This is a genomic window from Luteococcus sp. Sow4_B9 (assembly GCF_052116585.1).
Lineage (GTDB): Bacteria > Actinomycetota > Actinomycetes > Propionibacteriales > Propionibacteriaceae > Luteococcus.
The window spans coordinates 1-1,413 of record NZ_JBQKKT010000059.1; the positions used below are offsets into that span (position 1 = coordinate 1).

Annotated in this window: 2 protein-coding genes; both read left to right on the forward strand. The window is 67.4% G+C overall.

Features of this window, described 5'->3' with window-relative positions; genetic code table 11:
• The first annotated feature begins 113 nt into the window (after positions 1 to 113).
• Positions 114 to 866, forward strand: coding sequence for a class I SAM-dependent methyltransferase (locus ACTQ49_RS14910; RefSeq protein WP_441828621.1), 753 nt, complete (start codon positions 114 to 116; stop codon positions 864 to 866).
• Positions 867 to 965: 99 nt separating this feature from the next.
• The gene (gene trxA / locus ACTQ49_RS14915) at positions 966 to 1,328 is read left to right on the forward strand and encodes a thioredoxin (RefSeq protein WP_441828622.1); all 363 of its coding nucleotides are present in this window, start codon (positions 966 to 968) and stop codon (positions 1,326 to 1,328) included.
• The last annotated feature ends 85 nt before the right edge of the window (positions 1,329 to 1,413 follow it).

Genomic DNA, 1,413 nt, shown 5'->3' on the forward strand with positions numbered 1-1,413 from the left:
CTGAAACGCCACCTCATCCGCATCGTGTTCACCACCCTCAAGAACCCACCCAAGACCACCCAAGCAGCCCCCGGGACTTGCATCCCACTGGCCGCTTGACATAGGAGAAACCCATGGCCGACTGGAGCTCCTACCTAGACTCCTTCCACGCACAGCGTCCGGGCATCGCCGACGAGGTGTTCAAGCGCTGTGTCTCCGGGAACAAGACTCCCTACCGATGGCTGGCTCGTGCCGTGAGCTCCAGAGCCCTGCAAGTGCTGGACATCGGCTGTGGGGCCGGCGCGATGGGGCGCGAGCTGGAACTGCCCGGCCGCATCGTCGTGGGGCTGGACCGCTCGGCGGCGGAACTGCGCCATGCCTCCGGCCCCGGGCCCTTTGTCCAGGGCGATGCGCGTGCCCTGCCCTTTGCCGACGGCTCCTTCGACGCGGTGGTCAGCGTGCTGGAGCTGGCGGTCATCCACCCCACCGGGCGGTTGCTGGACGAGGTGCAGCGCGTGCTCAGGCCGGGTGGCGTCTTCGTTGGTCTGGTGCCCACCCTTCGCCCGCTCAACCCGCGTGACATGCGGGTGGCCGGTCAGCTGACGCGGCTCCTGCGCGGCACCCCGGAATTCCCGGGGCAGGTGGAGCTTCGCGTGGCAGGACTGCTGGCCGACCACGGTTTGCGCAAGGTGGAGGACGCTCGTGAGCGGTATCACTACCGGGTGGGCTCACGGGAGGATGCCGAGCGGCTGCTGCAGGGCTTCTACCTGCCCAACACCTCCCCGCAGCGGGTCCAGGCGGCGGCGGACTGGATGACCAGCCGGGCGGAGGCCGGGGAGGATCTCAGGGTGCCCATTCCGCTGCGTCGGGTGGCGGCCATCAAGTAGTCGGTTCGGCGGGTTCGGAATATCCGGTCGATGGGCTCGGTTGGACACAGGTGAAGGGCGACGCCCCGGCCTCGCCAAGGACCTTCCAAGGAGTTCACCATGGCCCCCGTGGCAATCAACAAGGACACTTTCGCCAGCACCATCAACGACAGCGAGATCGTGCTCGTCGACTTCTGGGCCGGCTGGTGCGGCCCGTGCATGCGCTTCGCGCCGATCTACGACGAGGCCTCGGGCCGCCACGAGGATGTCACCTTCGCCAAGGTGGACACCGAGGAGGAGCGCGACCTGGCCGCTGGCCTGGAGATCACGTCGATCCCCACGATCATGGCCTTCCGCCAGGGGATGCTGGTCTTCCGTCAGGCGGGTCTGCTGAACGGCAGCCAGCTGGACAAGCTGATCGAGCAGATCAAGGGCCTGGACATGGAGGCGCTGAAGAAGCAGGCTGCCGAGCAGCAGGCCTGACACGAATTCTCGTGACACGGCCGCTCCGTAGGAGCCAGGCCTCACAGCCGTGCGAAGGGGGTCGGACACCAGTGGTGTCCGACCC

Coding starts and splice junctions, on each gene's coding strand:
- ACTQ49_RS14910 (WP_441828621.1), top strand. CDS start 114: ATGGCCGACTGGAGCTCCTACCTAGACTCCTTCCACGCACAGCGTCCG.
- trxA (WP_441828622.1), top strand. CDS start 966: ATGGCCCCCGTGGCAATCAACAAGGACACTTTCGCCAGCACCATCAAC.